The sequence below is a fragment of the Rhizobium laguerreae genome, assembly GCF_002008165.1.
GTDB lineage: Bacteria > Pseudomonadota > Alphaproteobacteria > Rhizobiales > Rhizobiaceae > Rhizobium > Rhizobium laguerreae.
In genome coordinates this window covers 267,203-289,909 of record NZ_MRDM01000017.1, presented here as the reverse complement: position 1 = coordinate 289,909, position 22,707 = coordinate 267,203, and the positions used below count along the sequence as shown (strand labels likewise).

27 protein-coding genes and 1 other RNA gene are annotated in these 22,707 nt (G+C 61.5%); 17 read left to right on the top strand and 11 right to left on the bottom strand.

Annotated features, from left to right (window positions below; translation table 11 throughout):
• The first annotated feature begins 2 nt into the window (after window positions 1-2).
• Together BS630_RS25385 and BS630_RS25380 are read left to right on the top strand one after the other, a co-directional pair.
• Window positions 3-827, top strand: a complete 825-nt coding sequence (locus BS630_RS25385; protein ID WP_020051528.1) for a TIGR00282 family metallophosphoesterase — start codon at window positions 3-5, stop codon at window positions 825-827.
• Window positions 828-996: 169 nt separating this feature from the next.
• Window positions 997-1,842, top strand: a complete 846-nt coding sequence (locus BS630_RS25380) for an MBL fold metallo-hydrolase (protein ID WP_077979571.1) — start codon at window positions 997-999, stop codon at window positions 1,840-1,842.
• A gap of 96 nt (window positions 1,843-1,938) precedes the next feature.
• On the opposite strand, the gene BS630_RS25375 is transcribed toward BS630_RS25380, so the two are convergent.
• The gene (locus BS630_RS25375; RefSeq protein ID WP_012758860.1) at window positions 1,939-2,442 is read right to left on the bottom strand and encodes a pyridoxamine 5'-phosphate oxidase family protein; all 504 of its coding nucleotides are present in this window, start codon (window positions 2,440-2,442) and stop codon (window positions 1,939-1,941) included.
• Between the two features lie 141 nt (window positions 2,443-2,583).
• Here BS630_RS25375 and BS630_RS25370 point away from each other — a divergent pair, with 141 nt between their 5' ends.
• Window positions 2,584-3,330 (top strand): YebC/PmpR family DNA-binding transcriptional regulator, encoded by a 747-nt coding sequence (locus BS630_RS25370; RefSeq protein WP_077979570.1) that lies wholly within the window; start codon window positions 2,584-2,586, stop codon window positions 3,328-3,330.
• Between the two features lie 94 nt (window positions 3,331-3,424).
• On the opposite strand, the gene BS630_RS25365 is transcribed toward BS630_RS25370, so the two are convergent.
• Window positions 3,425-4,426 (bottom strand): LLM class flavin-dependent oxidoreductase, encoded by a 1,002-nt coding sequence (locus tag BS630_RS25365; RefSeq protein WP_077979664.1) that lies wholly within the window; start codon window positions 4,424-4,426, stop codon window positions 3,425-3,427.
• A gap of 127 nt (window positions 4,427-4,553) precedes the next feature.
• Window positions 4,554-6,869, bottom strand: a complete 2,316-nt coding sequence (locus tag BS630_RS25360) for a methyl-accepting chemotaxis protein (RefSeq protein ID WP_077979569.1) — start codon at window positions 6,867-6,869, stop codon at window positions 4,554-4,556.
• A gap of 231 nt (window positions 6,870-7,100) precedes the next feature.
• Here BS630_RS25360 and ruvC point away from each other — a divergent pair, with 231 nt between their 5' ends.
• Genes ruvC through BS630_RS25310 form a run of 10 tightly spaced genes read left to right on the top strand, consistent with a single transcriptional unit; the run spans window position 7,101 to window position 12,707 of the window.
• Entirely contained in the window at window positions 7,101-7,610 is a 510-nt protein-coding gene (gene ruvC / locus BS630_RS25355) for a crossover junction endodeoxyribonuclease RuvC (RefSeq protein WP_077979568.1), read from the top strand.
• A 54-nt stretch (window positions 7,611-7,664) separates the two neighbouring features.
• Window positions 7,665-7,928 (top strand): AbrB/MazE/SpoVT family DNA-binding domain-containing protein, encoded by a 264-nt coding sequence (locus tag BS630_RS25350; RefSeq protein WP_011653415.1) that lies wholly within the window; start codon window positions 7,665-7,667, stop codon window positions 7,926-7,928.
• Window positions 7,909-8,325 carry a type II toxin-antitoxin system VapC family toxin gene (locus tag BS630_RS25345; RefSeq protein WP_077979567.1) on the top strand — a complete coding sequence of 139 codons (417 nt, stop codon included), beginning with the start codon at window positions 7,909-7,911 and terminating at the stop codon, window positions 8,323-8,325. The genes BS630_RS25350 and BS630_RS25345 overlap by 20 nt, the downstream gene beginning before the upstream one ends.
• Before the next feature lie 13 nt (window positions 8,326-8,338).
• A complete protein-coding gene (ruvA, locus tag BS630_RS25340; RefSeq protein WP_025395931.1) occupies window positions 8,339-8,953 on the top strand; it encodes a Holliday junction branch migration protein RuvA in 615 nt (204 codons plus the stop codon).
• Window positions 8,954-9,007: 54 nt separating this feature from the next.
• On the top strand, window positions 9,008-9,268 hold the full coding sequence (locus BS630_RS25335) for an AbrB/MazE/SpoVT family DNA-binding domain-containing protein (protein ID WP_017968119.1): 261 nt from the start codon (window positions 9,008-9,010) through the stop codon (window positions 9,266-9,268).
• Window positions 9,265-9,663: a type II toxin-antitoxin system VapC family toxin gene (locus tag BS630_RS25330; protein ID WP_077979566.1), complete on the top strand. Its 399-nt coding sequence runs from the start codon at window positions 9,265-9,267 to the stop codon at window positions 9,661-9,663. Before BS630_RS25335 ends, BS630_RS25330 begins: the two co-directional genes overlap by 4 nt.
• Window positions 9,660-10,700 carry a Holliday junction branch migration DNA helicase RuvB gene (gene ruvB / locus BS630_RS25325; RefSeq protein WP_017968121.1) on the top strand — a complete coding sequence of 347 codons (1,041 nt, stop codon included), beginning with the start codon at window positions 9,660-9,662 and terminating at the stop codon, window positions 10,698-10,700. The genes BS630_RS25330 and ruvB overlap by 4 nt, the downstream gene beginning before the upstream one ends.
• Window positions 10,701-11,603, top strand: a complete 903-nt coding sequence (locus tag BS630_RS25320; protein WP_077979565.1) for a metallophosphoesterase — start codon at window positions 10,701-10,703, stop codon at window positions 11,601-11,603.
• Window positions 11,604-11,609: 6 nt separating this feature from the next.
• Complete coding sequence (locus BS630_RS25315; RefSeq protein WP_077979564.1) at window positions 11,610-12,122, top strand: NUDIX hydrolase; 513 nt, start codon at window positions 11,610-11,612, stop codon at window positions 12,120-12,122.
• A 21-nt stretch (window positions 12,123-12,143) separates the two neighbouring features.
• Window positions 12,144-12,707 (top strand): DinB family protein, encoded by a 564-nt coding sequence (locus tag BS630_RS25310; RefSeq protein ID WP_077979563.1) that lies wholly within the window; start codon window positions 12,144-12,146, stop codon window positions 12,705-12,707.
• On the opposite strand, the gene BS630_RS25305 is transcribed toward BS630_RS25310, so the two are convergent.
• Window positions 12,704-14,086: a virulence factor family protein gene (locus BS630_RS25305; RefSeq protein ID WP_077979562.1), complete on the bottom strand. Its 1,383-nt coding sequence runs from the start codon at window positions 14,084-14,086 to the stop codon at window positions 12,704-12,706. The two genes, BS630_RS25310 and BS630_RS25305, sit on opposite strands and share 4 nt — an antisense overlap.
• Window positions 14,083-16,686, bottom strand: coding sequence for a bifunctional lysylphosphatidylglycerol flippase/synthetase MprF (gene mprF / locus BS630_RS25300; protein ID WP_077979561.1), 2,604 nt, complete (start codon window positions 16,684-16,686; stop codon window positions 14,083-14,085). The genes BS630_RS25305 and mprF overlap by 4 nt, the downstream gene beginning before the upstream one ends.
• Window positions 16,687-16,919: 233 nt before the next feature.
• On the opposite strand from mprF, the gene BS630_RS25295 reads away from it, so the two are divergent.
• Complete coding sequence (locus tag BS630_RS25295) at window positions 16,920-17,297, top strand: DoxX family protein (protein WP_077979560.1); 378 nt, start codon at window positions 16,920-16,922, stop codon at window positions 17,295-17,297.
• A 178-nt stretch (window positions 17,298-17,475) separates the two neighbouring features.
• On the opposite strand, the gene gnd is transcribed toward BS630_RS25295, so the two are convergent.
• From gnd to BS630_RS25280, 3 genes are all read right to left on the bottom strand, one after another.
• Window positions 17,476-18,507, bottom strand: a complete 1,032-nt coding sequence (gene gnd / locus BS630_RS25290) for a phosphogluconate dehydrogenase (NAD(+)-dependent, decarboxylating) (RefSeq protein WP_017962006.1) — start codon at window positions 18,505-18,507, stop codon at window positions 17,476-17,478.
• A gap of 99 nt (window positions 18,508-18,606) precedes the next feature.
• A complete protein-coding gene (locus BS630_RS25285; RefSeq protein ID WP_077979559.1) occupies window positions 18,607-18,960 on the bottom strand; it encodes a VOC family protein in 354 nt (117 codons plus the stop codon).
• Between the two features lie 11 nt (window positions 18,961-18,971).
• On the bottom strand, window positions 18,972-19,454 hold the full coding sequence (locus BS630_RS25280) for an SRPBCC domain-containing protein (protein ID WP_077979558.1): 483 nt from the start codon (window positions 19,452-19,454) through the stop codon (window positions 18,972-18,974).
• A gap of 55 nt (window positions 19,455-19,509) precedes the next feature.
• On the opposite strand from BS630_RS25280, the gene BS630_RS25275 reads away from it, so the two are divergent.
• From BS630_RS25275 to BS630_RS25265, 3 genes are all read left to right on the top strand, one after another.
• Complete coding sequence (locus BS630_RS25275; RefSeq protein ID WP_077979557.1) at window positions 19,510-19,842, top strand: ArsR/SmtB family transcription factor; 333 nt, start codon at window positions 19,510-19,512, stop codon at window positions 19,840-19,842.
• Window positions 19,843-19,918: 76 nt separating this feature from the next.
• Window positions 19,919-20,455 carry a helix-turn-helix transcriptional regulator gene (locus BS630_RS25270; protein ID WP_077979556.1) on the top strand — a complete coding sequence of 179 codons (537 nt, stop codon included), beginning with the start codon at window positions 19,919-19,921 and terminating at the stop codon, window positions 20,453-20,455.
• 97 nt (window positions 20,456-20,552) lie between these two features.
• Window positions 20,553-21,560, top strand: a complete 1,008-nt coding sequence (locus tag BS630_RS25265) for an NAD-dependent epimerase/dehydratase family protein (protein WP_077979555.1) — start codon at window positions 20,553-20,555, stop codon at window positions 21,558-21,560.
• A gap of 84 nt (window positions 21,561-21,644) precedes the next feature.
• Here BS630_RS25265 and ssrS read toward each other — a convergent pair.
• From ssrS to BS630_RS25250, 3 genes are all read right to left on the bottom strand, one after another.
• Window positions 21,645-21,803, bottom strand: a non-coding RNA gene (ssrS, locus tag BS630_RS25260) — 6S RNA.
• A 69-nt stretch (window positions 21,804-21,872) separates the two neighbouring features.
• Complete coding sequence (locus BS630_RS25255) at window positions 21,873-22,250, bottom strand: cell division protein ZapA (RefSeq protein WP_077979554.1); 378 nt, start codon at window positions 22,248-22,250, stop codon at window positions 21,873-21,875.
• Between the two features lie 16 nt (window positions 22,251-22,266).
• Complete coding sequence (locus BS630_RS25250) at window positions 22,267-22,542, bottom strand: DUF4164 domain-containing protein (protein ID WP_012758879.1); 276 nt, start codon at window positions 22,540-22,542, stop codon at window positions 22,267-22,269.
• Window positions 22,543-22,707: the final 165 nt, after the last annotated feature.

Below are 22,707 nucleotides of genomic sequence, written 5' to 3'. Positions count from 1 at the left end.
GAATGCGGCTGCTTTTTCTGGGTGACATGGTCGGCAAGACGGGACGCACGGCGGTGTGGGACCGCCTCCCCGGCCTGATTTCCGACCTCAAGCTCGATTTCGTCATCGTCAACGGCGAGAATGCCGCCGGCGGCTTCGGCATCACCGAGGACATCTTTCTGGAAACGATCAATGCCGGCGCCGACGTGGTGACGACAGGCAATCACGTCTGGGACCAGAAGGAAGCCGTCGCTTTTGCCGGCCGCCACGATCAATTCCTGCGGCCAGCTAACTATCCGCAAGGCACGCCCGGCCGCGGCTCCGGCCTCTTCTATGCCAGGAACGGCGCGCGCGTGCTCGTCGCCAACGTCATGGGCCGGGTCTTCATGCATCCGGAACTCGACGACCCCTTCAAATCGGCGGAGGTCATCCTCGATGCCTGCCCGCTGAAGGAACAGGCCGATGCGATCATCTTCGATTTCCATGCCGAGGCGACCAGCGAAAAACAGTGTTTCGGACATTTCGTCGACGGCCGCGCCAGCTTCGTCGTCGGCACCCACACACATGTGCCGACCGCCGACGCACAGATCCTGAACGGCGGCACCGCCTATATGTCGGATGCCGGCATGTGCGGCGACTATGACTCCTCCCTCGGCATGGACAAGGAGGAGCCGCTCAATCGTTTCATCTCCAAGATGCCGAAGGGCCGCATGGAAGCCGCAAACGGCCCCGCGACGATCTGCGGCGTCGGCGTGGAAATCTCGGATACGACGGGCCTTGCCGAAAAGATCGCGCCACTCCGGCTCGGACCCCGGCTGGCCGAAACGGTGCCGGAATTCTGGCGGTAACAGGCGGCGCGCGACCGTCCAACACGCAATTGTGAGCATCCTCGGTCTGGACCCCTGCGGCCTCATGCCGCATCCTCCCCGCCACTCGCGCATAACCCCGAAAATCGGGATCGATTTTCGGAAAGGATTATGCGCCGATTGAAGGGTGATAGAGCGCCGGAGGGGTGGCATGAAGCCGCGATATCTTGTCCTCGCTATCGCATGCCTTGCGGCCTTCGCCGCGCCGAATCTCGCCGGGGCACAAGAGCAGCGGCCGCCGGTCAGCCAGTGCCAGGCGATCGCGCAAACCATCCCCAAAGTGACCTTCGCAAGCTTTTCCGGCACCCCGCCGCTGGTGCCTGCCGTCTCCGAGGGCGAGGACGTCAAACTCACCTTCCTCGGCCACTCCACCTTCGCGATCGAGACCCCGGGCGGCATCGTCATCGCGACAGACTATAATGGCTGGTACAGGCCGGCGACGATGCCCGACGTCGTGACCATGAACAAGGCCCACTCGACCCACTTCACCTTGGCGCCCGATCCGGGCATCAAGCACGTACTGCACGGGTGGAGCGATGTTCCGGACGAGAAGGCCAATGTGAATCTGGTCGTCGGCGATGCCTATATCCGCAACGTCACGACGGATATCCGCTTCAGCTATGGCCTCGGCGGCTCGCACGAGAACGGCAATTCCATCTTCATCTTCGAGATCGCCGGCCTGTGCATCGGCCATCTCGGCCACCTGCATTACGAACTGACGGATACCCATTATACCGAGATCGGCCGCCTCGACGTCGTCATGGTCCCCGTCGATGGCGGCCTAACCATGGGCGCCGACAGCATGAGCCGCGTCATCAAGCGGCTACGCTCGTCGCTGATCCTACCGATGCACCGGCGCGGCCCGCCGGTCGAAGCCTTCGTCTCGATGTTCGGCAAGGATTTCGACGTCGCCAATGCGCCCGATGACAGCATCATCGTCTCGATGCGTACGCTGCCGAAAAAGCCGCTGATCTATGTGTTGAAGGGCGTGCAGTAAAAAGGCCCCGCGGTTTTCCTACTTTACAGCGCCGCGCGTCTTTTTAGACGCGCAAAGGACGCTGTAGCACTTTGAATTATGCAGGAGCACTGCGCGTCAGGCGAACTGCAGATGGCGCTTGATGCCGACATCCGGCATCTTGTCGTCGTCGAGATTGGCCTTGGCGATCTCCCAGCCGAATTTCAGCTTGTTGCCCGTGGAAACCCAGATCTCGGCATCGTCGACATGGAGGGACAGCATAGTGAGCTTGGGGTCCTTCTTGCCGCCGTCATACCAGGCCGCGACGATCGAGCTCCAATATTCCTCGATCTTGGAGGGGTCAGGATGCACCTCGATCACACCGGCGAGGCAGGCGTGATAGTCGTGATCCTTGCCGATAACGCAGAAATGCGCGCGGCTGCCGGGCTTGATGGCACGCACGATGTCGGCATCGGTCTTGGTGTAGAACCAGATTGTGTTGGTGGTGGGATCGGCATGCGGCGCCATCGGCTGCATGTGCATGTCCAGTCCGGAAATTCCGAGCATGCCGGCATGAACATCGTTGACCTGATCCCAGAGCTGACGTGCTGGATGTTCCTGCGCCTCACTGAGACTTGCCATGACCGTTCCTTTCCGTTGGATGGAGTTCGGTTGAAACGTCATCCCCTCACCTTTGTTCCGAACTGCTTTTTCCTTGAACGGGTGCCGTTTCGCTCTTATAAGGCGGCCCATTCCGAACAATGAGACGTGAACAGGGGTGCCATGGCTGGCCATTCACAGTTTAAAAACATCATGCACCGCAAAGGCCGTCAGGATGCCGTGCGGTCGAAAATGTTCTCCAAGCTTGCGCGCGAAATCACCGTTGCCGCAAAGGCCGGCCTGCCCGACCCGACGATGAACGCCCGCCTTCGCCTGGCGATCCAGAACGCCAAGGCCCAGTCCATGCCGAAGGACAATATCGACCGCGCCATCAAGAAGGCAGCCGGTGCCGACGGCGAAAATTATGATGAAGTCCGCTATGAAGGTTATGGCCCCGGCGGCACGGCGATCATCGTCGAAGCCCTGACCGACAACCGCAACCGCACCGCCTCCAACGTCCGCTCGAGCTTCACCAAGGCCGGCGGCGCTCTCGGCGAAACCGGCTCCGTTTCCTTCTCCTTCGACCATGTCGGCGAAATCACTTACAAGCTTTCCGTCGGCGATGGCGACAAGGTGATGGAAGCCGCGATCGAAGCCGGCGCCGACGACGTCGAGACCGACGAAGACGGCCACTACATCACCTGCGCCTTCGAAGCCCTCGGCGAAGTGGCAAAAGCGCTGGAATCGAACCTCGGCGAAGCCGAAACCGTCAAGGCCGTCTGGCGTGCCCAGAACAACGTGCCGGTAGACGAGGAAAAAGCCCAGTCGCTGCTGAAACTCATCGACAGCCTGGAAGACGATGACGACGTGCAGAACGTCTATTCCAACTTCGAGGTCTCGGAAGAAGTGCTGGCGAAGCTCTCGGCCTGATCTCCTCAGGCAGGTATCAAATAAAAACCCGGCACAACGCCGGGTTTTTATTTGCCGGAAAGATGGCGCCGTCAGAGTGCGCCTTGCGTAGATCCTAAGCGGCGGCTCGCATGAAATTTCCCAGCCCCGCGAATAGTTCCACCGATGTCAGCCGCGCCTCGATGTCGTGGATCGGCATCGAGATGATCACCTCGTCTGCCTGCGTTTCCTGTAGAAACTCCGTCAGTTTCGCCTCCGCCGTCTTCGGCGAGCCGACCACGGCATAACGCAGTGTGTGTTCGACATTCATCTTCTCCATCGGCGACCAGAAGTCCGCCATATCGGCCACCGGACGCGGGAACCGGCCGCGGACATTGCGGCGCAGATTGACGAACTGCTGCTCTGCAGAAGTGAAATGGTAGCGAGCCTCCTCATCTGTCGCCGCCACCGCACCCATCACGCCAACCATCACATGGGGCTTGTCGAGCGTCGCCGAGGGCTGGAAGCGGTCGCGGTAGATCGCGATCGCATCGAGCAGCATGTCGGGCGCGAAGTGCGAAGCGAAGGCATAGGGAAGCCCCAGCATGCCGGCAAGCTGGGCACTGTAGAGGCTGGAGCCGAGCAGCCAGATCGGGATATGTGAGCCATTGCCGGGAACCGCGAGGATCGCCTGGTTCTCGACCGGCGTATCGAGAAGTTGCTGCAGTTCCACCACGTCGTTCGGGAAGCTGTTTGCGCCGGCCTCGAGGTTGCGCCGTAGCGCCTGTGCCGTACGCATGTCCGTTCCCGGTGCGCGCCCGAGGCCGAGATCGATACGGCCGGGGAAGAGCGCCTCCAGCGTGCCGAACTGCTCGGCGATAACAAGCGGCGAATGATTGGGCAGCATGATGCCGCCGGAGCCGATGCGGATGCGCTTGGTCGCAGCGCCGACATGGCCGATGACGACTGATGTGGCAGCGCTGGCGATCCCCGGCATGCCGTGATGTTCGGCAAGCCAGAAGCGCTTGTAACCGAATTCCTCGGCCTTCACAGCCATCCGCGCCGAGCCATCGAGGGATTGGCGCACGCTGCTGCCATCGGCAACGGGGGAAAGGTCGAGTATGGAGAAGGGAACCATGGAAAACCTGCCGGGCAGTTGAACGATGCAGTCTATGTAGGTTCGCGCCCGCACCATTCCAAACCATCCGCGCAAACAAAAAAGGCCGCGCGAGCGCGACCCCTTGTGCAAGATCAGAAGCAATCATTTACCGATGGCGGCGCAGCACATGCACCTCAGCGCTCGGCTGGTGGTGGCCGGCCGGCAGCGTGAAATTGCCGAGCTGGCGATCCATTTCCAGGGCTTCGGTCGCCAGCCGGTGGATCGCCGCTGTCGTCTCCTCGACCATCGAGGCGTTCTGCTGCGTCATCGCGTCGAGTTCGGCAACGGCGCTATTGATCTCGCGCAGCGTATTGGCCTCCTCGCGGGTCGCACTCATGATCTCGTTGATCTGGCCATTGATCGCCTCGACATGGGCGCCGATGCCCGTCAGCGCGACGCCCGCTTTTTCCACCAGCGTAACGCCGCTTTCGACCTCATGCGTCGATTTCTGCAACAGGCTGGAAATCTCCTTGGCCGCACTCGACGAACGCTGGGCCAGCTCGCGCACTTCCATGGCGACGACGGCAAAGCCCTTGCCGGATTCACCGGCGCGCGCCGCCTCGACGCCGGCATTGAGCGCCAGGAGGTTGGTCTGGAAGGCGATGTTGTCGATCACGGAGATGATCGTGTTGATCTGGCGCGAGGAGGCCTGGATTGCCTCCATCGCCGCGATCGTCTCGCGCATGATCTGGCCTGAGCCGGTCGTCTCCTTCTTGGCGTCGCGAGCGATGCGCTCGGCCTGCTCGGCCCGCTCGATCTGCCGGCGGACCGACTGTGTGATGGCACTGATCGCATTCGCCGTCTCGGTGATCGAGCCAGCCTGGCGCTCGGTGCGCCCGGCAAGTTCGTCGGCGCCGGTGCGCATCTCCTCGGAGCCGGCGCGCACCGCCATCGAGTTGCCGCCGATCGCCGTCATGGTTTCGCTGAGTGTCGCCAGCGCCTCGTTGAAATTGACGCGCAGGCTTTCAAGCTCGTTCGGGAAGCGGCTATCGATCTGATAGGCGAGATCGCCGTTCGCCAGATGATGCAGGCCCTCGTCAATCGCCTCGACCACCTGCTGCAGCGTCTTGGCCTCGGCCTCGCGCTCGGCCAGATTCTGCTGGCGATCCTGCTCGGCCTGCAGGCGCGTCTCTTCGCTGGCGGCTTCGAGCTCGCGGCTTTCGATCAGCGAGTGGCGGAAGCGGTCCAGCGCATTGGCCATCGTGCCGATCTCGTCCTTGCGGTTCAGGCTGCCGATCTCGCTGTCGAGCTTGCCGTCGGCGACATCGCGGGTGACACCGGCAAGCCGCGCAAGCGGCGAAAACAGCAAATTGGTAACGAGCCCGGTTGTGATCGCCATGACAACGAGCACGCCGATGCCGATCATCGTCAGCAGGGTGGCGATCTCGATCGAGCCGGCATTGAGCTCGCTCAGGAGCACACTCTCGACCACGAGGAAGCGGTCGCCGCGATAGTCGATGCCGCGGACATAGGCACGAGCCGCACCATCCGCCCGGTCGAAATCGGCAACCGTCATCGCCGAACTGGCAAGCGCATCCTTGATGAAGGTGAAGGGCGTAACATCGAGCGTCGCGAGCTTGCCGCTTCCGTCGAGCCCGACGGCGGAGCCATCGCCGGAGACGATCGCCGCCCGCGCCGTGCTGCCCTGAACGATGCCCTTGGCGAGGATGCCGGTGACGATGTCGTCGCGCACCTTGAAGAGAATGATGCCCTTGGCCGCCCCAAGCTTGACGATCGGCACGGCATAGAAGATCGCCGACTTGCCGCTGCCGGCATCGACGCGAAGGCCGGAAAAGCCTGTCGGCGCGGCGTCATCGGTCGCCTTGGCGGTATTCTCGATCGCCTTGGCGAAAGCGATGCCGGCGCCGGTCGCCTTCCAGGTGTCCGACTTCAGATTTTCGGCGAAATCATCTTCCTTCTTATAGGAATAGAGCACGGTGCCCTCGAGATCGACAATCAGCAGATCGCTGAAGGCGGTATCCTCGAGGTCGCGGGCGACTTCGCCCTGCGTCTTTTCGTGGCTCGAATAATAAAAGCCGCTCGGCCCTTCCGGCTTGATGAGCTTCTCGCGCTGGTCGGCGGGGTTGGGGTTGCCTGCTATGAAAACCTTCTTCAGCTCGGCACGGGCATCGCCCGAGGTCTTCTCGATGGTCTTCCAGCCGCTCTTCAGATTGGTGATCGACATTTGCAGCGCCTCGATGCGCGCGATGGAATTGGCCTGGTTTTCAAGCTGGGTCAGCTGGTCCTGCAGCATGTCGCCGCGAAAGATCAGCACACTTTCCTTGGCCTTCAGCGCCTGCTCGTCAGAAATGCGGCTGCTGGCGAAATAGGCAAGCACATCGATGACCGCAATCGACAGCACGGTCAGCAGAATGAATGTGACGATGACCTTGAAGGACAGGGATTGAAATCTCCGAGCCATGTACGACGAACCCCTTCTGAACGTGCCTGCCAGCGCATGCCTGATCAACTGACCTGTAAACAGAACATCGGAGGCTTAACTCTTCGCGAAAAGAAGCCTCTCTCGTATTCGGTGACTAGAATTCGGGCATCTGTTTTAATTCGCGGTAAATGGCGCGGCCGAAATCCAGGAATGTTTTTGTTTTGTTCACATATCGATGGCAGTTATTTCGCAATCGCTATAGGTTGAACCATGCAAAATACGATTCGCATCGTCGGCATCGATCCCGGGCTTCGCCGCACCGGCTGGGGCATCATCGAGATATCAGGCAATTCCCTGCGGTTTGTGGCATCCGGAACCGTGACCTCCGATGGAGACATGGACCTTGCCTCCCGCCTTTGCCAATTGCACGACGGCCTGGCGGAGATCGTCCACAGCTATAAGCCGGATGAGGCCGCCGTCGAACAGACCTTCGTGAACAAGGATGCGGTGGCGACCCTGAAGCTTGGCCAGGCCCGCGGCATTGCCATGCTGGTACCGGCGCGCGCCGGGCTGCCGGTCTCCGAATATGCCCCGAACGCCGTGAAGAAGGCCGTCATCGGCGTCGGCCATGGCGAAAAGCAGCAGATCCACATGATGTTGAGGATCCTGATGCCGAAGGTCGAATTCAAGGGCAACGACGCCGCCGACGCCCTGGCGATCGCCATCTGCCATGCGCATAATCGCGGCAGCAACAAGCTGCGGCAGGCGTTGGCCGGCTAATCTGTTCTTGACTTGTTCCCATTCGATGATAAGTAATACCTCGGAGGTATTACCATGCGCGTGACGGAAAAAGGCCAGGTGACAATTCCCAAGGACATCCGAGACCGCTTGAAGATCGGCCCCGGATCCGAGGTGGATTTCGTTGCCGATGAAAAGGGTGCCCGCCTCGTTGTTCTATCCAGCAGGATAGAGCCATCACAGGACGATTTTGAATCCTGGCTCGGCAGTATGAGCGGAACCTTCGACACCAGCGGCATGACGACCGATGAATTCATGGAATGGTTGAGGGGACCACGTGATGACCTCGGTCCTCGTTGATACGAACATCTTCATCGATATTTTCGGACCGGATAGTCCTTTCAGGGAATGGTCCGCGCGGGCGTTGAGCGTATTGCGTCCGGACTCGCCATTCATCATGACACCGGTCGTCTGGGCGGAGCTGGCAAGCATGACCCCGCGCGAGGAAACCCTTGCGTTTCTCCTGTCGCGGCTAAACCTGATCCGCGAGGCCCTGCCGTTTCCCGCCGCTTACCGGGCCGGCATGGCACATGCGCAGTACCGGAGAAGCGGCGGCCTGCGCGAGCGCACCCTGCCGGATTTTTTCATCGGTGCTCATGCCCTGGTGAGATCGCACCGCCTTCTGACGCGCGATGGCGCGCGCTACCGCTCCTATTTCCCTGAGTTAGACATCATTTCTCCCGAAACGCATCCTTGAGAGACCGCGACCCATGATCGGCAAGCTGAAAGGCACCATAGACGAGATCGGCGAAGACTATGTGCTCGTCGATGTGCACGGCGTCTGCTACGTCGCCCATTGTTCGGCCCGCACCCTGTCGAAAATCGGCTCGGCAGGCGAGGCCTGCGTGCTGTTCATCGAGACCTATGTGCGCGAGGACCAGTTGAAGCTCTTCGGTTTCATGACAGCGCTGGAGCGGGAATGGTTCAACCTGCTCCAGAGCGTTCAGGGCGTCGGCGCCAAGGTGGCGCTCGCCGTGCTCTCGACGCTGACCCCAGGCGAACTCGCCAATGCGATCGCCCTGCAGGATCGCACCGCCGTCTCCCGTGCCCCGGGCGTCGGTCCCAAAGTGGCCATGCGCCTCGTCACCGAACTCAAGAATCGGGCGCCGGCCTTTGCCGGGGAAGCGATCAATATCGCCCTCAAGCAGGAACTCGGCGAAGGGGTCGCGGCCGCGCCTGTCGCCGATGCGGTTTCCGCGCTGACCAATCTCGGGTACTCCCGCGACCAGGCGGCGAACGCGATTGCCGCGGCCATGAAGACGGCGGGCGATGGCGCCGACAGCGCTAAGCTGATCAGGTTGGGGCTGAAGGAACTGGCGCGGTGACCTCCTTGAATATATCGCAATTCCTTACTAAACTCGAATGGTAAGGAGATCCGCATGAATATCTACTACGGTACGATGACATCGAAGGGCCAGACAACAATTCCGGCTGAAGTTCGTGAATTGCTGAATCTGAAGTCCGGAGACAGGATCCGCTACATCAACCGCGATGGCGAAATCATCATGAAAGCCAAGAACAAACGCGCCATCGACCTTGCAGGCAAGTTTCACGATCCGAACCGACCGACGATCACTTTGACGCAAATGGACGAGGCGATTGGGGAAGCCATCGCCGATCACGTGACTAGTGCAAGATGATTGGCCTCGACACCAATATTATGCTGCGCTTCCTCCTGAAGGACGATGTCGTCCAGACGGAGAAGGTCACAACGCTCTTCGCGAGCCTGTCCGATAGGGCACCCGGCTATATCAGTTGCATCACGCTGATGGAATGCGCGTGGTTCTTGAGACAACGGATCAAGCTGAAGAGAGAACAGATCATGGAGGCGATTTCGGACTTGTTGGACTCGGCCGACCTGATCCTTGAAGATGAAAGAGTAGTCGAGGAGACGCTCGCAATCATGGTGCGGACGAATGCGGAATTCGCAGATGTCTTCATCGCCCTTCGTAATCGTGATGCGGGCTGCGTGACAACCAGGACATTTGATGCCCAAGCCGCAAAAACCATACCTGGAATGGAACTTTTGACATGAGCGAATCCGCCCGCCTGATATCGCCGGAAAAGCGGGGCGAAGACCTTGATATCACGTTGCGCCCGCAATCGCTGGACGAGTTCACCGGCCAGGCGGAGGCGCGCGCCAATCTCAAGGTCTTCATCGAGGCGGCGAAAAACCGCGGCGAAGCGCTGGACCATGTGCTCTTCGTCGGGCCGCCCGGCCTCGGCAAGACGACGCTGGCGCAGATCATGGCCAAAGAGCTCGGCGTCAACTTTCGCTCGACGTCGGGCCCGGTTATCGCCAAGGCCGGCGATCTCGCTGCCCTGCTCACCAATCTCGAGGAGCGTGATGTGCTCTTCATCGACGAAATCCATCGCCTCAATCCGGCCGTCGAGGAAATCCTCTATCCGGCCATGGAAGATTTCCAGCTCGACCTGATCATCGGGGAAGGCCCTGCCGCTCGCTCGGTGAAGATCGACCTGTCAAAATTTACGCTGGTGGCGGCCACCACCCGCCTCGGCCTGTTGACGACGCCGCTACGCGACCGTTTCGGCATTCCGGTGCGCCTGAGCTTCTACACCGTCGAGGAGCTGGAACTGATCGTGCGCCGTGGCGCGCGGCTGATGAACCTGCCGATCACCGAGGAGGGCGCCCGCGAAATCGCAAGACGCGCCCGCGGCACCCCGCGCATCGCCGGCCGGCTGCTGCGGCGCGTGCGCGACTTCGCCGAGGTGGCAAGAGCGGAAGCCGTCACCCGCGAGATCGCCGACGAGGCGCTGACCCGCCTGCTGGTCGACAATGTCGGCTTCGACCAGCTCGACAAACGTTACCTCAACATGATTGCCGTCAATTTCGGCGGCGGCCCGGTCGGCATCGAAACCATCGCCGCCGGCCTTTCGGAGCCGCGCGACGCGATTGAAGATATCATCGAGCCCTACATGATCCAACAGGGTTTCATCCAGCGCACGCCACGCGGCCGTGTTCTGACCGCAATCGCGTGGAAACATCTGGGAATGCAACCGCCCAAGGATATGGAGGCTGCGCAGTTCCGGCTGTTCCAGGAGGACAACTGAGTGATCACCCGCCGCGGATTTTTCAAGGTTCTGGGCGGCGGTGTCGCAGGCGTCATGTCGCTCGGTGGTTATGCCTTCGCCTATGAACCGCTCGCGCGGCTCGCCATCACCCGCTATCGGCTGACGCCGCCCGGATGGACGCCAGGGCTCAAGCTGCGCGTCGTTGCGCTCGCCGATCTCCACGCCTGCGAACCCTGGATGTCGGCAAGCCGCATTGCCGCGATCTGCCGCACGGCGAATGAACTCGAAGGTGATGTCACCGTCCTGCTCGGCGATTATGCCGCCGGCATGAACATGGTGACACAGTACGTGCATTCGAGCCAATGGTCGAAGGCGCTTGCCACCTTGCAGGCTCCTCTCGGCGTCCATGCGGTCATGGGCAACCACGATTGGTGGGAGGACAGGACCGCCCAGAAGAACGGCGGGATGGAAACATTTGGACATCGGGCCCTCGCCGACGTCGGCATCCCGGTCTATGGCAACCGCTCCGTTCGGCTCGAAAAGGATGGCCGCGGCTTCTGGCTGGCAGGCCTCGAAGATCAGCTGGCGCTGCTGCCCGGCAGGAAATGGGGTCGCGCGCATATACTCGGACTCGACGATCTCGAGGGAACGATGGCTCAGGTGACGGACGATGCGCCCGTCATCCTGCTCGCTCATGAGCCCGATATCTTTCCGCGCGTGCCCGAGCGTGTCTCGCTGACGCTATCGGGCCACACCCATGGCGGGCAGATCCGCCTCCTCGGCCGTTCGCCGATCGTTCCCTCGCGTTATGGCAATCGCTACGCCTATGGCCATATGATCGAGGAGGGGCGTAATATCATCGTTTCCGGCGGCCTCGGCTGCTCCATCGCACCGGTGCGCTTTGGCGTACCGCCGGAAATCGTCGTCATCGATCTTGGATAGAATGACATGACCAAACGCACTCTCATCCGCCTGAATGCGGGCGCTGAGCGTTTCAACTATCGCATTGCCGGCCTGGGTTTTCGCGACGGCCACGTGCTCGTTCACCGTGCCGTGCATGAGCCCTTCTGGACTTTTCCGGGCGGCAGGGCGGAAATCGGCGAGACGTCGGAGGAAACGCTGAAGCGGGAGATGGTGGAGGAACTTGGCGTCGACGTCACCGTCTCACGTCTACTGTGGATCGTCGAGAATTTTTTCCGCTATGAACAGCGCAACTGGCATGAACTCGGCCTCTATTACCTGATGGAGATCCCGCCGAAATTTCCCTTCCAGCCCGGCGAGATCATCCACCGGGTCGAGGACGGCGACAACCATCTCGAATTCAAATGGGTGCTTGCGACGCGCGAGGCGCTGACCGACCTCGACATCCCGCCCTATTTCATCGCCGATGAAATCGACACGCTGCCTGCTGCGCCGCGTCATCTCGTCTGGCGCGACGGCGATCTCGATGACAAGAACTGATGCAAGCTAGGAGATGCGTCGATGCCGACCTTCGATCCCGTCAGGCCATTCCGCAAACTTGGCTATAACAATGCTCTCGCCAACCGCCGGCTGCTTCAGGCCTGCACGGCATTGAAGCCCGGCGAGTTCGAGGCGCCACGCACCAGCTTCTTCCCCTCGATCAAGGAAACCTTGAACCATATCATCACGGTCGACTGGTTCTATGTCGACGGTCTGGAAGGCGGCACGCTCGGCCTCAAGGCCTTCGAGGTCGACGAACCGTTCGATGACGTTTCCTCGCTCGCAGAAGCGCAGGCGAAGGTCGATCAGCGCCTGACGGCGCTTTGCGAGGCCCTGACGCCGGAGAGGCTCACCTCGACCATCAGCCTGCATCGCGGCGCCCGCATCCAGGAAGAGCGGATGGAGGACGTGCTCGGCCACCTCTTCCAGCATCAGACCCATCATCGCGGACAGGTGCATGCGATGCTCTCCGGCACCAGCGTCACTCCGCCGCAACTCGACGAATTCATCGTCGCCGACGACGCGCGTTTTCGCGGCGAAGAACTTGCCGGGCTCGGCTGGAGCGAAGAAACTCTGATGCGTTAGTTCTGTAGCCGTCTCTTTAGCCCATCGATGATGGTCTTGGTGAGAAGGTCGTAATTCTCGTCGAAATGATGGTCGCCGGGCAGCTCGATGACCTCGGCGCCGCTATCCCTAACCGCCGGACAGGCGACATCGTCATCGTCGTCCTTGCCGTAGATGCATTGCACGAGCTTCGGATCGATGTTCTTCAGATCGTCGACGGGATCACCGCCCGCCCCTTCCGTCTTCTGGCCGAGCCAGCCGAGAACGGAGATGACGTAGTCGACTTGGTGCGAAAGCGACAGCAATGACAATTGCGCCACCGCCGACTTTTCGGCTGGCTTGAGGAGCTGGTAGGTGGCGGGCACGACATCGGCGCCGAAGGAATAACCGACGAGCAGCACATGCTTCACCTTCCACTGTTTGCGGTAGAAATCGATGATCTTCGAAAGATCGGCGGCAGTCTCCTCCGGCTTGCGCTCCGACCAGAAATAGTGGAGCGAATCGACGCCGACGACCGGAATGCCTTCCTTCTGCAGCGTGCCGCCGACCTCCTTGTCGATGTCGCGCCAGCCGCCGTCGCCGGAATAGATCACCGCCATCGTATCGAAGGCGGGCGTTGTCTCGAGCACCGCCAGCGGCAGGCCGAGCGGGTTGCCGAAGGCGCCGGAGGCTGTGACGAGGTCGTCGAGCGTATCGGCAAATGCCGTTTGCGCATCGTCGTTGGAATCCCGGATCTCGATCTTGTCATGGGCCTTCTTCAGCGCCTCGGCATGCGCCCGGCCATCCTTGTCGGCTTCAGGCGTGAAGACTGATATGATCGGGTCCGGCAGAACGCCGTCGCTGAGGCCGTAGACCGTGCGTTCGCCGACCACCTGCTTCGACGCCGGCGTGCAAAGCTCATTGGCAAGCGGAATGCCGGCGACCGGATTGACGGCAAGTGTCTGGCCGATCGTCGCATCCGGCGTTTGCGCGGCGATCGCCAGCGCCAAGGCCCCGCCCTCGCCGATGCCGGCGACGATCGGCAGGTGATAGGCGTTGTTGCCGGTCGCGCGCTGCACCTGCTGGCTCAGCGATTCGATGTCCGAGACCATATAGACGCAGCCGTCGTTGAGGCTGACGTCGTACCGGCCGAGCGCCTGGATATAGGATGGAAAGTCGACGCCGATGACGACGGCGCCTTCGGCGACCAACCTGTCGGCTTCGCCCTTCTCATAGTCGCCCCAGCCGGCCGCATCCGAGATCAGCATCACCGTGCCCTTCACCTCCCCTTCTGGCAGGAAGATGTGCGGCGACGGAATGAGCCCGGTTTCGAAGCTCTGCGTGGTCTCCTCGGCAGCGGTCGCCGGTGCGGCCGCGAGCATGCAGGCGCACGCCGTGGCAAGAAGGATTGTCCTGATCATTTTCTCACTACCCCTTTCAATCCGCCCCCGATCAGAAATGTCGCGTCCATCAACGCGATCATCGGATTGCCCCCTCCGGAGACAGCAAGATAGCGCGGTTGCCAGTGCGGATGAAACTTGGATTTGAATGCCCGAAGGCCTTTGAAGTTATAGAAGCGCTCGCCATGTTCGAAAACGGTGCTGCCGATGCGGTCCCAGACGGGTGCCGCCTCGCGTTTCGACATACCGGAGAGCGGCGCCATGCCGAGATTGAAGTGGGTGAAACCCTGCCCGCGCAGATATTCCATGATCTGCACGAAGAGAAAGTCCATCGAGCCCTTCGGCGCGTCCGGCGAGAAGCGCATGAGATCGATCGTGCCCTCCTGTCGGGATTCGGTCACGAGGATATTGGCGAAGGCGACGATCCTGCCGCCCTTTTTCAGGATGCCGACCGGCTGCGAGGAGACGTAATCGGAATCGAAGGCCCCGAGCGAAAAGCCCTTTTCTTTGGCATTATGATGCTCGAGCCAGGCCGTGGAAACCGCGGCAAGATCATCGATGACCGAAGACACGTCCTGCGGTTCGACGACGGCGAATTCCAGCCCGTCGCGCTGGGCGCGGCTTGCCGTCTGGCGAAGGTTCGCCCATTTGCCCCCCTTCATCTCGAAAGTCCTGAGATCGGCCACCGCCAGTTCGCCGAGCTTGAAGGCGCGCAGGCCGGCATCGGCGCAGTGGGACAGCAGCGTCGGCGATATCTGGTAGAATACGGCCCGGCAGCCGGCGGCGCGCGCCGCTTCCACGAAACGCCAGACGAGTTCCTGCACGGCGCGATGGTCGCCGACCGGATCGAACAGCGCGATCCACGAGCGCCCCTGCCGACCATACATAATGAAAGCATCGCCGTTTTCCGAGAACATGATGCTCTTGTCGCCCATGCGCACCAGATTGGCGTCGGCATTGCCCTGCTTCATGACGATCTCGACGGCACGCGCCAGTCCCTCGTCCGTCGCCGGTTCCGGCCGGAAGCTCGCCGGCCGGAGCAGGCTGAAGACAGCAATCGCCGACGAGATGATGGTGATACCGAGCACGGCGCGCAGCCCGCGCGGCGCCTCGGCGGTGAATTCGAACTGCCACCAGAGCTGATTGCTGTATTCGACGTCGCGATAGACGAAGAGCAGGATGACGACGGCGCCGACGACGATCACCGCGATCGCCATCAGCCAGGATGCCGTCAACGCCTGGTTGAGCAGCGAGGCCTGGCGGGTAAAGAGCCGGCGGCTGACGAAGAGCCCAAAGATGAGGAAGGCGAGAAAAGCGGCTTCGACGAGCGCGATCGCCTTCAGCAGCGATAAAGTCAGCGCGGCAAGCGCCGAGAATACGGCCACCCACCAGGCGCCGTCGAGCCGCTGGCCGAGGCCACGCGCGGCGACGACGAGCGCCAGCCCCAGCAGGCTGGAGAGGAAATGCGCTCCTTCGACCATCGGCAGCGGCAGATAGTTGGAGAGGAATTCGAGGTTCTGGTCGGGCGTCGGCGTGACACTCGAAAACACCAGCATGACGCCGAGCAGCAGTGCGAGAGCCGACAGCAACTGCGGCATCAGCCGTCCGCCGATGCGCCGCATGCTCGAGGCGGCCGGATGGTCGACAAAACGACGCAGCTCCGCCGCCGAGACCGCAAGCACGGCGATCAGCAGCGGCAGTACATGGTAGACCAGCCGGTAGAGCACCAGCGATCCGAGCACGGCATCGATGTTCACCGCGCTGCCGAGCGAGGCGATGATCACGGTCTCGAACACGCCGAGCCCGGCCGGAACATGACTGAGCACGCCGAGACCGACGGCGATCGCATAGACGGCGAGGAAGACCGGCCAGCCGATGGCTGTCTGCGGCAGCAGCACGTAGAGTACCGACGCCGAGGCGGCGATATCGAAGGCGGTGACGAGGAACTGGCGCGACCAGGTGCGCGAATCCGGCAGGCGGATTGCCACAGGGCCGAGATCGAGCACGCGCCCGTCACGGCCGATAATCATCACCGCGCCCAGAATGGCGACGATCGAACCGGCGATTAGCCGCAGAAGGAAGGCGCTGACCCCGATGAGCGGGCCGATCTCGTCGGCGATGACGATGAGGGCGATTGCTGCGACGCCCGCAAGCCCCAATCCGAAGGACAGCGTGACGAAGGCGATGATGCGGCCGATATCCTCCGGCGAGAGCCCGAGGCGCGTATAGGCGCGGTAGCGGATCGCACCACCCGAAAGCGCGCCGAAACCGGCGGTATTGCCGACGGCATAGGCACTGAACGCCGTCAGCGCCACATGCGGAAAGGGCAGCTTCTTGCCGATGTATTCGATGGCGTTGAGATCGTAGAAGATCAGCGCGAGGAAACTGAGCGCCGTGAAAAACAACGCAAGCAGGATCGCGCTCGGCCTGGTGGCGGCCAGCGCACCGACGACGTCGTCATAGCGCACCTCGTTGGTGAGCTGCATGATCGCGTAACCGACGAGGCAGAAGACCACGAGTGACGCGGCTGCCAACAGCGGCGTTCTGTACCGTCTGAAGAGCCCGCCAAAAGAAAACCCGTCCGTTTCTTCAATCTCTTCCAAATTGCCGTGCCCCGACATTCGTACCTACTGTAACTGCCAGCTTGGCGGGAATCATTTCAGATGACGTAACATGAGAGGCATATAAGCTCTATGAAGCCATGCCGCCGCTACCCCAGCCCCGCTGCCTGCGCCTCAATCATCCTCAATTGGGGCGAATTTGCGCAGCCGGGCGTCGCGGCACATTGCATTTTCGTAAGCTTCGGCAGAGCCTTGCGCTCGATGGAGAGTTGAGACGCGGGAGAAGGTTCAATATGCAAGGTGATGCCGCTTTCGTGATGCTAGCTCTCGGTCGCCTGCTGCTGGGCGGCCTCTATGTCGCTGGCGGCATTCAACATTTTTTCGTCATCGTGCCGCTAACCGACGCGATCGAAGCCCGCGGCATTCCTTTTGCCAAAGGGGTGCTGCTCTTGGGCAGTATGTTCCAGATCGTGGTCGGAATCCTGCTGATGCTCGGCCTGTTCGTCACGGCAGCGGCATTCGGTCTCATCGTCTTCACGTTGGCCGCCACCATCATGCTGCTGAATTTTTGGGACATGCAGGGAACGGCGCGCGACAGCGCCATCAATACCTGGAAAATCAACATGGCAATCATCGGCGGTCTGCTGATCGCAGCCGCCGGCGCGATGTGAAGCAGTCATGCCGCCGGCTCGGCGCCTGCCCGTGCATGCGCGGCGTAGCGCGCGACGGCAGCATCCGCCTCCGTCGCGGTCGCCCGCTACCTGCACCGTCGGCTCGGCTATGACGGCGCGCGCTACAGCGCCACGCGTCTTTCGAGAGCCGCAGGACGCTGTAGCACTTTCGATTGTTTCAGGATTTCGCGGCCGGCTTTTCCACATGGCCGCCGAAGCCCGCGCGCATCGCCGACAGCACCTTATTGGCGAATTCGTCATTGTCGCGCGAGGAGAAACGGCCGTAGAGCGCAGCACTCAGCACCGGCGTCGGCACGCTTTCGTCAATTGCCGCCATGATGGTCCAGCGGCCTTCGCCGCTGTCCGAAACCCGGCCCGCATATTTGGCCAGTGCCGGATCGGCATGCAGCGCATCGGCTGTGAGATCGAGCAGCCAGGAGGTGATGACGCTGCCGCGGCGCCAGACTTCGGCGACATCCTGCAGGTTGAAGTCGTATTGGAAATGTTCCGGATGGGCGAGCGGCGCGGTTTCCGCATCCGCCTCGTGCGAGGCAGCGCCGATATTGGCATGTTTCAGAATATTGATACCTTCGGCATAGGCAGCCATCAGGCCGTATTCGATGCCGTTATGCACCATCTTGACGAAATGACCGGCACCATGCGGGCCACAATGCAGGTAACCCTGTTCCGCGGTGCTGACCGCGGCCGCTTCGGGGCTCCGGTTCGGCGAGGCTTCGGTCTTGCCGACGCCGGGCGCCAGCGTCGCGAAGATTGGGGAAAGGTGTTCGACGATGCCCTTCTCGCCGCCGATCATCAGGCAATAACCGCGCTCAAGGCCGAAGACGCCACCGCTGGTGCCGACATCGACATAGTGGATGCCCTTGGTGATGAGGTCGGCGCCGCGGCGGATATCGTCATGATAATAGGAGTTGCCGCCGTCGATGACGATATCGCCATTCTCAAGCAACGGCACCAGGCTCGCCAGTACCTTGTCGACGATCGCCGCCGGCAGCATCAGCCAGATCGCGCGCGGATGGGCGAGCTTCGAGACGAATTCCGCGAGCGAAGCACTGCCGGTCGCGCCGAGGCCTGCGAGCTCGGCAACGCTTTCCGGCCTTGCGTCATAGACAACGCATTCGTGACCGCCTCGCATCAAGCGCTGGACCATATAATTGCCCATGCGGCCCAAACCAACCATGCCAAGCTGCATAATGAATCTCCTGGAAACCGAAAATGAAGTATCGAATCCGGAAATTAGCACCCGCGGTGTGACAGGCAAGCGAAGTCTCGGTCATATTGACGAATGCGACTATTGCGCCTCGCGCACCAGATGCACGATACCGGCCGGATTGACGATCCAGGCGCCGCGCAGATCCTCCGGCAACGCCTCGATCGGATCGCAGCGAATGACACCGGCCCTTTCGAGATGCGTGGCAGCCCTCTCGAGATCCGGTGTCATCAACTCCAGCCAGAGCTCGGCCTGGCTCATCGCCGGCACCTCGTCTATCCAGAGCCGGATCGGCCCGAGAGCGAACAGCGCCGCATCCCCTTCGCCGATCTGCTTGAGGCCGATGACATCGCGATAGAAGGCGACCGTCGCCTGATACTGGTGCGGCGGCACCTTCATCGCAATATCGACGCCGCCATAAAGAAGTTCCGTCATGACCTTTCTCCTCAAACGTCCGGCGCGCTGGCCGGCTCGCCCTTCATTTCGCTGAGGAACATGCCTTCGCGCAGATTGATGCCATATTCAACGAAGGCCTTCATGCTGCAGAGCATTTGCGTCCAACCTTCGCAGTTGAGATAGGTGCCGCGCCGGCCGGCCGCGTCCTCGCGCCAGCCGTTCTCCGCAATCGTCACCAGCGTGCCACCATCCTCCAGCGGCTTGAAGTCCATCTCCACCAGCGTCTTGTAGGTCGCCTTGTCTTCGCCAGTGCCGCCATCCCAGCGCAGCACGATGCGGCTTTCCGGCACCAGATCGACGACCTCGACCGGCGCATCCTTCCACCAGGTCACCGTCGTGCCCTTCACGAGCGGCGCACTCGCTCCGCCGATCGTGGTGAAATAGCTGCTGAGTTTCTTCGGGTTGACGACGGCGTCGAAAACCTCGGCGACGGGGCGGCCGATACGGCCGGAAACGCGAATTCCAAGAGACATGACACTTCTCCTCTTCTCCATTGTGCCTGGCACCATTATGTTATAAAAATATAACATGTCAAGCGAATCAACCGACGACCCCGTTTTCAAGGCGCTGGCGCATCATCGCCGCCGCGAAATCCTCGATCTGCTCAAGGATGGCCCCCAAACCACAGGGACCCTTTGCGAGATGTTTCCGCAGATGGATCGCTGTACGGTGATGCTGCATCTGAAGGTGCTGCAAGAGGCTGACCTGCTCATCGCCAGGAAGGAAGGCCGCGAGCGCTGGAACCACCTGAACAGCCTGCCGATCAAACACATCTATGACCGCTGGATCAGCGCCTATGCCGGCCATTCCTTGTCGATTCTCGACCGGCTGAAGGGCGACCTCGATGGGCAGCCCGAATAATGATCCAGCCGCCCAACAGCTTGCCGGTCGGTCAGCCGAAGCCTTATGCTGGCCAAAACGGCACGGGATCAGGCAAATGACGATATCGGGCGCCGGCTTACGCCGCATGCGGCTGCTGCGCAGCATGAAGCAGGAACATCTCGCCGAACTCCTCGGCGTCAACCAGGCGACGGTCTCGCGCTGGGAGCGTAATCAGCTCGCTCTCTCGCCCGAACAGGCCATCAAGCTGGAACGGATTTTCGCCTCCCCGCAATATGCAGCAGTCGATGCGGCGCTGAAGCGGCTGGTCGAGGATTCCGTCCGGCCGGTGCATCTGATCTGCGACCGCACCCACCGTCTGCTCTCCGCCTCTCGCCCACGACAGGCGGAGTGGCGGGCGCCGCTCGGCGCCTTTCTCGGCCGTTCTCTGTTCTCTTATGCCTCCGCCGAAATCGCCGCCGCCGAGCAGTCGCTGGAGGAGCGCGGCTGGCATGAGGGCAGGCTCTCGTCGTTGACCCTCGATACCGGCGCCAACGGCAATGCGCTGCTGCCGATCGCCGCCGGCCGCGTGACTTGGGAACGGATCATGCTTTCCGACGGCAGCGCCGGCCGCCTTGTTACGACCATCGGCTGAGCCTCAAGCTTTCCTGCACTCCCATGCATAATTTATGCGTTGTCCGGAAACATCAGTCTTTATAGCGTCCGCCGCCGAACGGTCAGGAGACGATGTGATGACGATATTGGTGACGGGAAGTGCCGGCCATCTCGGCGAGGCGCTGATGCGGACCTTGAGGGCGGAAAGCCGCTGGGTGCGCGGCATCGATATCAAGCCCTCGGCTTTTACCGACATGGTCGGCTCGATCAGTGATCGCGCCTTCGTCCGGCAGGCAATGTCAGGCATCAGCCACGTCATCCATGCCGCAACGCTGCACAAGCCGCATGTGGCAACCCACGGCAATTACGATTTTCTCGACACCAATATCGCCGGCACCCTCAACCTGCTCGAAGAAGCGGTCGCCGCAGGCGTTGTCAGCGTCGTCTTCACCAGCACCACCAGCACCTTCGGTGCGGCATTGACGCCGGCTGCCGGCGAACCGGCGGCATGGGTGACCGAGGACGTGCTTCCCGTCGCGAAAAACATCTACGGCGTGACGAAACTCGCCGCCGAAGGTTTGTGCGAACTCTTCGCCCGCAAATTCGGCCTGCCGGTGGTCATTCTCAGAACGTCGCGCTTCTTCCCCGAAAACGACGACGATCCTGACATTCGCAACAGCTATTCGGCAGAGAATGCCCAGGCCAACGAGCTTCTTCACCGCCGCGTCGATATCAGCGACGTGGTCGGCGCCCATCTGCTGGCGCTCGAAAAGGCGCCGGCAATCGGCTTTGGCCGCTACATCATCTCCGCCACGACGCCGTTTTCGGCAAGTGATCTCGCCGCGATCCGGCGCGATGCGCCTCACGTCGTCGAACGACTGTTCCCAGGTGCAGGCGCCCTTTACGCATCACGCGGCTGGAAAATGTTCCCGACACTCGACCGCGTCTACGTCAACGAACGCGCAAGGCGGGAGCTCGGCTGGCAGCCGCGATATGATTTCCGTTTCGTGCTTGATTGCCTGCGCGACAACAGGGAGTGGCGAAGCCCTTTGGCGCTGAATGTCGGCTCCAAGGGCTATCACGACGAGGTCTTCGCCGAAGGACCTTACCCGGTATGCCAAGGACAAGACGAAGATCGCCGCTGAGAGCGAAATCGTTGCTCTTTCCGACAAGAACCTTCCTGATGCTCGCTGTCGATCCCGCGTCTTCGCTGAAAACAGAAGGAAAGGGTGCGATCCACGACCACCGATGGATGTTTACGATCCTGGGTGCCTACAAACGTAGGTGGGCGCCGTGTGTCCAGGCCCACGGGCCTGGCCAGGGACAGCTCCCTTTGGATCGAGTATGGCCCCAGGGATTGTGGTTCCTGTCGAGAGGCGCAGACCGCATGGCGATATATAAGGTCGTTTGTGCTGGCGCGCCAGTGGCGACGGAAGGCGGCCCCTATTTAATTGAGATCAATTGAGTTCGGGGGCCGGCCGGCCGTTCAGCTTGTCGGTGATGCCGCGGATGCGGCTCGAAACCTCACTGAGCGCCGCGGCTAGGTTTTCCTCGGTGCGGGCGGTCGCTGCAAGCACCGTATCGCGGTTGCCGCGCAGCGTCTCGAGCTCGGATTCCAATCCGGCGACGCGGCGCGTCAGTTCGGAAATTTCATCCACAACCATGATGCCGGCCATGACGGTGATCCTGAGATCGCCGATTTCCCCGAACTGATCCTTGAGATGGCCGACATAGCCGTCGAAGCGGTTGGCGAGATCGGTCAGGTGATCCTCCTGCCCTTCTTCGCAGGCCATGCGATAGGCCTTGCCGTCGATCGTAACCGTCACCTGCGCCATGCGAAACTCTCTCTCATCAGCGATCCAGAACCGCGCGGATCGTTTCCATGGCCGTCACCAGCCGCCGCGAGACCTCGCGATTGACCTCTTCCAGCCGGTTGGCGCGGAATTCGGCCTGGTCGAGCTCCTGCGCCAGCCGGGAGCGATCGGCATGCACGCGCCGCACCTCGCCCTCGATCTCGCCCTGCTCGCGCTGGCGCTCGACGCGCATGTCGACGGCGTTTTCGAGGCTCGATATCGCCTGTCTCAATTCGTTGAGCGCTGCTTCCATGGTTTTGCCTGTGGGCATCATGTCTTTCCGATTCCCGCGCAGGATCCGCGAATCGGCACGCCGCGCCGATCCTGCGTTTTCAAAAGGATATGCCGCTCGTAAACGGCCCGTCAATAAATCCTGTCACTTGCCCACCGGCCTATCCTGTGGATGAGCGTTTTACACATGTCCGCCACATCAGATTCG